The 7,758-nt window shown below is 62.8% G+C and carries 7 protein-coding genes; 1 reads left to right on the forward strand and 6 read right to left on the reverse strand.

Going from position 1 to position 7,758, the window contains the following annotated elements; all coding sequences use genetic code 11:
* Positions 1-35 precede the first annotated feature (35 nt).
* From pepN to BFP99_RS27230, 6 genes are read right to left on the reverse strand one after another with little or no spacing between them, the layout of a single operon-like run.
* Positions 36-2,693 (reverse strand): aminopeptidase N, encoded by a 2,658-nt coding sequence (pepN, locus tag BFP99_RS27205; protein WP_065948664.1) that lies wholly within the window; start codon positions 2,691-2,693, stop codon positions 36-38.
* A gap of 13 nt (positions 2,694-2,706) precedes the next feature.
* Entirely contained in the window at positions 2,707-3,537 is an 831-nt protein-coding gene (locus BFP99_RS27210; RefSeq protein ID WP_027606464.1) for a DUF2797 domain-containing protein, read from the reverse strand.
* Positions 3,534-3,794 (reverse strand): YeaC family protein, encoded by a 261-nt coding sequence (locus BFP99_RS27215; RefSeq protein ID WP_065927897.1) that lies wholly within the window; start codon positions 3,792-3,794, stop codon positions 3,534-3,536. The genes BFP99_RS27210 and BFP99_RS27215 overlap by 4 nt, the downstream gene beginning before the upstream one ends.
* A 14-nt stretch (positions 3,795-3,808) precedes the next feature.
* On the reverse strand, positions 3,809-4,678 hold the full coding sequence (locus tag BFP99_RS27220; RefSeq protein ID WP_065948665.1) for a rhomboid family intramembrane serine protease: 870 nt from the start codon (positions 4,676-4,678) through the stop codon (positions 3,809-3,811).
* Positions 4,675-5,649 (reverse strand): metallophosphoesterase, encoded by a 975-nt coding sequence (locus tag BFP99_RS27225; protein WP_370737681.1) that lies wholly within the window; start codon positions 5,647-5,649, stop codon positions 4,675-4,677. The genes BFP99_RS27220 and BFP99_RS27225 overlap by 4 nt, the downstream gene beginning before the upstream one ends.
* The gene (locus tag BFP99_RS27230; RefSeq protein WP_003190745.1) at positions 5,646-6,536 is read right to left on the reverse strand and encodes an NAD(+) kinase; all 891 of its coding nucleotides are present in this window, start codon (positions 6,534-6,536) and stop codon (positions 5,646-5,648) included. The genes BFP99_RS27225 and BFP99_RS27230 overlap by 4 nt, the downstream gene beginning before the upstream one ends.
* Before the next feature lie 146 nt (positions 6,537-6,682).
* Here BFP99_RS27230 and BFP99_RS27235 point away from each other — a divergent pair, with 146 nt between their 5' ends.
* On the forward strand, positions 6,683-7,630 hold the full coding sequence (locus BFP99_RS27235) for a DUF1853 family protein (protein WP_065948667.1): 948 nt from the start codon (positions 6,683-6,685) through the stop codon (positions 7,628-7,630).
* Positions 7,631-7,758: the final 128 nt, after the last annotated feature.

The raw sequence follows: 7,758 nt of genomic DNA on the forward strand, positions 1-7,758 counted from the left end.
CTGAACAGGCCGTTTTTTTTACCGAAGCGATTTATTTAAGCAAGACTCTTGCTCACCACCTCGAACACATCGCTGGACAACTCACCCGACCCACGAATGCGCTCCAGCTCCGCCTTCATCAACGCCTGGCGCGCGCTGTCGTATTTACGCCAGCGGGTCAGCGGCGCCAACTGGCGCGAAGCGATCTGCGGGTTGAACGCATTCAACTGGATCACCAGGTCCGCCAGGAAGCGGTAGCCCGAACCGTCGGCGGCGTGGAAGTTGATCAAGTTCTGCCCGGCAAACGCGCCGATCAGTGCACGCACCTTGTTCGGGTTCTTGAGCGTGAACGCCGGGTGCTCCATCAACGCCTTGACCCGCTCCAGCCCGCCCGGCAACGGGCTGCCGGCCTGCACGCTGAACCACTGGTCCATGACCAAAGGGTTGTCCTTGAAGTTCTCGGCAAATACCGCCAGCGCCTGGGCCTTCTCCGCTTCGAACGGCGAGTTCACCAGCACCGCCAGCGCGGTCAGGCGCTCGGTCATGTTGTCGCTGGTGTCGAACTGCTCAAGGGTCGCCGCCAGCACTTCGGGCTTGCCGCTGAGCATCAGGTACGACAGCGCGATGTTCTGCAAGGCACGCCGGGCGAAGTGCTCGGCCGCCGCCACATAAGGCGTCTGCTTGGACAGTTCGCGGTTGGCCTGGTAACGCAACCACAGCGGCTCATGCAGGTTGTCAGCCAGTTGCCTGCGCGCAAACTCACGCGCGGCGTGGATGGCATCCACGTCCGCGACGTCGCTGATTTCCGTCAGGTAGGCTTCGCCCGGCAACGACAGCATTTCCGCAACCATGGCCTGGTCCAGGCTTTCGTCGCTCAACACACTGCGCAAGGCCGTGATCAGGCGCTGGTCCATCTGCAACGCCTGGCCCTGCTGATGCTGGCCGATCAGTTCCTGCAACACCTGCACCGACAGCTGCTGGCCCGCATCCCAGCGGTTGAAGCCGTCGCTGTCATGCTGCATCAGGAACATCAGTTGGTCGCGGTTATACGGGAAGCTCAGTTTCACCGGTGCCGAGAAACCACGCAGCAGCGACGGCAACGGCTGTTCGGCGATGTCGACGAAGGTGAAGGTTTGCTCGGCTTCGGTCACCGAGATCACACGGGACGTGGCGCCGGCCGTGGCTTCACCGGCCAGGCGCAAGGCCATGCCCGCGCCCTGCCCGTCCAGCAGGCCCAGTTCGACCGGGATCACGAACGGCAGTTTCTCGACCTTGTCCGGGGTTTCCGGGCAGCTCTGGCGGAAGGTCAGGCTGTAGGTCTTGGCCGCAGCGTCGTAGGACTCGCTCACCGCCAGGCGTGGCGTACCGGCCTGGCTGTACCAGCGCTTGAACTGGCTGAGGTCGGCACCGTTGGCGTCTTCCATGGCCTTGATAAAGTCGTCGCAGGTCACGGCCTGGCCGTCATGGCGTTCGAAGTACAGGTCGCTGCCTTTACGGAAGCCTTCGGCGCCGAGCAAGGTATGGATCATGCCGACCACTTCCGAGCCTTTTTCGTACACGGTCAAGGTGTAGAAGTTGGAGATCTCGATAAAGCTGTCCGGGCGCACCGCATGGGCCATAGGGCCGGCATCTTCCGCGAACTGGTGGGTACGCAGGTAGGCCACGTCCTGGATGCGTTTGACCGTGGCGGAGTTCATGTCGGCGGAGAAGCCCGAATCACGGAACACGGTAAAGCCTTCCTTCAGCGACAGCTGGAACCAGTCGCGGCAGGTCACGCGGTTGCCCGACCAGTTGTGGAAGTATTCGTGGGCAACGATGGCCTCGACCCGCTGGTGCGCGGCGTCGGTGGCGGTTTCGGCGCGGGCCAGCACGGCGCTGGAGTTGAAGATATTGAGGCCCTTGTTCTCCATGGCGCCCATGTTGAAATCGTTGACCGCCACGATCATGAAGATGTCGAGGTCATACTCGCGACCGTAGGTTTCTTCGTCCCAGCGCATGGATTTTTTCAGGCTGGTCATGGCGTGCTGGCACTTGTCGATATTTTCCGGCTCGACGTAGATGCGCAGTGCTACTTCACGCTGGGTCATGGTGGTAAAGCTGCCTTCGACACACCACAGGTCACCGGCCACCAGCGCGAACAGGTAGGCGGGTTTCTTGAACGGGTCTTCCCAGGTCGCCCAGTGGCGGCCGTCTTCGCCGGGACCGCTGGCAATCGGGTTGCCGTTGGAGAGCAGCACCGGGTAGCGGTGTTGCTCGGCGATCACCGTGGTGGTGAAGGTGCTCATCACGTCGGGGCGGTCGAGGTAATAGGTTATCTTGCGGAAGCCCTCGGCCTCGCACTGGGTGCAGAACATGCTGCCGGATTTGTACAGGCCTTCCAGGGCGGTGTTGGTTTCCGGGTGGATGCGCACGCTGGTGTCGACCGTGAAGGTTTCGCGGGTCGGATGCAGGGTCAGGTGGCTGTCCGTCAGCTGGTAGTCAGCCTCGCTCAGTTCCTGGTCGCCGAGGTTGACGGTCAGCAACTCCAGCTGCTGGCCGTCGAGTACCAGCGGCGGCAGGCCGGCGCCACGCTCAGGGTTACGGCGCATCACCAGCTGCGCGTGGACCAGGCTGTGGTCCTCGAACAACTCGAAGGTCAGGTGCGTCTCTTCGATCAGGTAGTCCGGCGCCTGATAGTCCTTCAGGTAAATCATCTTCGGTTGTTCGGTGCGCATGGGTGGCATCCTTCTACTGATGCACGGCGAGCTGGTAGGCCGTGTACTTACGAATATTGATCACGCCGGTGTCGAAGATCAGGTATTGGCCCTTGATCCCCAGCAGCGTGCCTTCGGCAATCGGGTTCTTGTCCAGGTTGAAGCTGACGATCTTGGCTGGATACTGCTCCACCGGGTAGCGGATTTCCAACGGTTCGAGGTCGGTTACCGGTTGGATAGCCTGCAGGCCGAAGCGTTCCTGCAATTGCAGCAGGCCATCGGCGCAGGAGGCGAACAACTCGTCGCGCACCTGCTTGAGGTCCACCGCCACCGCGTCGCCCTTGAGCAACGCACGCCAGTTGGTCTTGTCCGCCACCTGGCTGCGCAATACATCCTCGACAAACCCGGATTGCTGGCGCGTCGCCACGCGCATGATCGGCAGCGCCTGGCTGGCGCCCTGGTCCAGCCAACGCGTCGGCAATTGGGTGGCACGGGTGATGCCGACCTTGATGCCCGACGAATTGGCCAGGTACACCACGTGGTCGGTCATGCAGAAAGTCTCGCCCCAGCCTGGATCACGGCAGGTGCCGGCGTCGTAATGGCAACGCTCAGGACTCATGATGCACAGGTCACACTGGGCCAGCTTGGTCATGCACGGGTAGCAATAGCCCTGGCTGAAGCTGGTCTTGGTCTTGCGACCGCAATGGCTGCAATGAATGGCGCCGAGGTATTCCAGGCGCACATGGGTGCCGATCAGGGGGTTGACCGGCACCTCGGTATCGCCCAGGCGAAACGCGTATTGAACGGTCGGCTCACCGAGTTGCGCCGACATTTTGCTGACTGCACCGCGACCAATTTCAATCAATGGATCGCATCCGACTTGAACAGGATGTTCGGCACGGTGGTCGATTTCGACTGGCATTCCTGCGGGCCCATGTAGCCGGTGCGCTGCTCTTCCGGCAGGTTCTGGATCTCCCAGGCGATCATGGCCTGCAGGGACAGCTCGCGCTGCTCGGCACTGAGCTTGCGGCCATCGGACCACTTGCCGATTTCCACGGCGAGCTTGAGGCTCGCGTAGATGTCCGGGGTGATGTTTTCGATCATTTCAGCAAAAGAGGACATAAGGCTCTTCCTTATCAAAGAGAGGATTTGCGACGGTTATACACACCGCCGAGCAAACCGGTAAGGCAACCGATAACCAGGCCGCCGACATGGGCAGCGTTGGCGATTTCGCCGAAGCCGATCATCGACACCAGCCCCGACAGGCACAACACCAGCCACACCAGCATCATCACCAGCACCCCACGGGGCAAGCGATAGGCCGGGTTGGGCGAGAGCAGTTGAAAGATCCAGCAATGCCCGAGCAGGCCATACAACACGCCGGACAAGCCACCGAACAGGCCGGGACCACCGTAGGCATATTGCGCGTAGTTGGAGACCAGGCTGAACAACAGGGTCAGGCCCAGCAGGTTGATGCTGCCCTGGCGCACTTCGATACGCCGGCCCAGCTCCCAGTACCACATGCCGTTCATGGCCAGGTGCAGGATGCCGAAGTGGATCAGCATCGGCGTAAACAGCCGCCACCATTGGCCGGAAGCCAACATGTCGGCGAACGGCGTGAACTGGATGTACTCGCCCATCACGCGAAACGGCAGGAAGGTCAGCCAGCTCATGGCTTGCAGGTTTTCACCGAGCAAGGTCACGGCGCCGACAATGATGCTTGCCAGCAGCACCAGCGCCGTTACCGGGCTATGGCGCACTTGCTGGACAAAGCCCGGACGTGTGACCGGCGCCTGTTCGGGAATATCCAGTTGCTGGTCCGGGTCACCGGCGGGAAAGCGCTGGTACAGCACGCGCACGTCATCGCTGATGGTCTCGGGCACCCACAGCACCTGCTCGCCGGCTTCTTCGCTGACGCGATGGGGCACTTGCATGCGTTGCAGCAGTTTCACGAAACCGCCCAGGTCGACGCTCAACGGCAAGCGCAATACGGGCACGGTACTCATACAATCACCTCGGGCCGCTCAACGTCGACCCACACGAATTTACGCGGATCCAATTGGGTTTCCTGGTCCAGGCGGTACGCCACCAGCTTGCCGTAGAGCACCGCGCTGTAGTCCAGGCACGCCAGGTTCGGGCGGATCGGCGCCGGTTTGCCGCTGCGCCAGTAATGGCCGACGAACAGCAAGGGTTCGTCGGCGCCGTAGCGCAGCAGGGAGTTTTTTTCATGGGGCGACAATGGCGTGCGCGCCACCGGCTCAGGCAGTGCGTCGGGCTGGAATACGATGTCGCCGTAGGTCTTAGGGTCGTCCTCCCAGAACTTGGTGCGGAAGAACGAGCGCGTCAGGCCATCGCCACCGGTCAGCGTCAGGCCGTCCGGCAAGCGCATATCGGTGCCGCGCAACAGGCGGTCGAAGGCGTTGCAGGCAAAACTGCCGGGCACGGCGGCGGCCTGCAGGAAGTGCCGGTCGATGCAGCCATCCGGGAACGTCGCGCGCAGCGGCTGGATAAAGCCGTCGTCCCAGCACGCATGCACCACGCGGAAGCGCCCGGCATCGACAAACAGCGGCATGTCGTAGAACCAGGCGAGGAAGTCGTGCCAGTCGGCCGGGTGCTGCTCGAACTGGGTCAGGGTCTCGTGGATCAGCCGCTCATGCCGTGGGGTGTGCTCGCGCACGAACTGCCTGCCACTGCCCGGCGGCGCCGGTGTGGCCCAACCCAGGGCATTGAACTCGTGGTTGCCCATGATGCACAGCGCCTGGCCGGCCTCGGCCATGTCGTGGACGATATGCAGCGCCTCGCGAATGCGTGGGCCACGGTCGATGATATCGCCGAGGAACACCGCCATGCGCGAAGGATGGCGCCAGGTGCCGCCCTGCTTGTGGTAACCCATCTGGTCGAGCAAGTGCTCAAGGGTATGAGCGCAACCGTGCACGTCACCAATCAGGTCGTAGCTACGCGCGGGATCGAGCATCAGTCGCCTCCACCCCCCAAGCGGCTGCCCCAGCCCAACTTGGTGCGGCACACTTCGTAGTAGTTGTGATCCAGCGGGTGGATCAAGCGCAACTTCTGTGCCTTCTTGCTCACGGTGATGGTGTCACCGGGGGCGCAGGTGAAATGGTTCTGCCCGTCGCAGGAGACTTGCGGGTAGATCTGCATGTCTTTGGACACCACGATTTTCAGCTCACTGTTGCCATCGACCACAATCGGCCGGCTGGACAACATATGGGGGTACATCGGCACGATCACAATGGCATCGAGCTTGGGATGCATGATCGGGCCACCGGCCGACAGCGCGTAGGCGGTGGAGCCGGTGGGCGTGGCGACGATCAGGCCGTCGGCCTTCTGGCTGCACACGAACTGGCCGTCGATATACAGCTCGAATTCGATCATCCGCGTGGATTTGCCCGGGTGCAGCACCACGTCATTGAGCGCATCGCCCTGGCCGATGGCTTCGCCGTGGCGGCGCACTTCGGCCTGCAGCAGGAAGCGGTTTTCCACCAGGTAATGGCCGTCGAGCACCTTGGCCACTTCGACTTCCAGCTCATCGGGGCGGATATCGGTGAGAAACCCCAGGCTGCCACGGTTGATCCCCAGCACCGGCACGTTATGCCGCGCCAGGGCCCGGGCCGCGCCGAGCAGGCTGCCGTCGCCGCCGACCACGATGACCATGTCGCAGACTTCGCCGAGCATCTTGCGCGAGGAGGTTTGCAGGCCGTGGCCGGGGAGGATTTCGGCGATGGTGTCTTCGAGGATCACATGCAGGTGGCGTTCCAGCAGGAATTTTTTCAGCCGGCGGACGGTGTCCAACACCTGGGTACTGCCCAGGCGACCGATAATGCCGATATTGCGAAAGTGCTCCATGGGGCTCCTGCGGGATTGGGGGTGGGGCAAAAAAGAAACGATTATGGGCGAAAGGCCGGCTCAGGCAAAATCCTTTGTCGCCGTGAAGCCTTGATGACAACGGTTCTCAGCCCCCTGCGCAACGGTTAAAAGGCTATGCTCGGACCATGACTGTGTTCCCGGATTTGCACAACCTGCCCCGCCATCTGCGCCACCCCGAGGTGCGCGACCTGGCGTGGGTGATGCTTGCCCCACCGATGCTCGCGCAGACACCGTGGCCACAGCGCCACCCGCTGGCGGGCAGCGACTGGGTGCAGGCGCCCGACCGTCTTGAACACTGGCTACGCGCACTCGACCAGGACAGCCGCGCCTTGCAGCACTGGTTGAGCCTGTCACGCACCCGGCGCCTGGGCCTGTACTACGAACGCCTGTGGCAGTTCGCCGTGCAGCATGCGCCGGGGGTGGAGTTGCTTGCCGCCAACCTGCCGATCCGCCGCGCCGGGCACACACTGGGCGAACTGGACATGCTGCTGCGCGACCGCAATGGCGTGCATCACCTGGAACTGGCGATCAAACTCTACCTGGGCCCGCAGGACGGCAACGACCAGGACACCACGCAGTGGCTGGGCCCAGGCTGCCATGATCGGCTGGACCGCAAGCTGGCGCACCTGGCCCAGCATCAACTGCCGATCTCGGCGCGCGCAGAAAGCCGCGAGGTGTTGGCAGCCCTGGATATTCAGCAGTTTGATGCGCACCTGTGGCTCGGCGGGTATTTGCTCTATCCCTGGCCTGGGCTGGCCGAACCGCCCCAAGGCGCACACCCGCAGCATCTGCGCGGGCGCTGGTTGCATCAGCGGGACTGGCGGGATTTTGTCAGCGCCAGTGCGCCAGGCCGCTGGCAACCGTTGCCCCGGCATGCGTGGCTGGCGCCGGCGCATTACCCGGCGGATGAAGTGTGGAGTGAAGAACAGATGCGGGCCTGGCTGGCAGACCTTGATCCGATGGCGCCTGCGCAGCTGCTGGTGCGCATGGTGCAGAACGGCGCGGATTGGGAGGAAGCCGAGCGCTTGTTCCTGGTGGCGGATCTTTGGCCGAATGTGCCGGGGGCTGGCTGATAGAGTGTGTGGTGTATGTGAGGGCCTCATCGGGGCATGGGTATCTACACAACTTCCAGTGAATACGGAATCTATGGCAATTAGGCTTCTGTGGTGAGCGGGCTTGTCGAATCGTCGCACCGCCCGCG

The sequence above is a fragment of the Pseudomonas sp. 1 R 17 genome (assembly GCF_900067035.1).
GTDB lineage: Bacteria > Pseudomonadota > Gammaproteobacteria > Pseudomonadales > Pseudomonadaceae > Aquipseudomonas > Aquipseudomonas marginalis.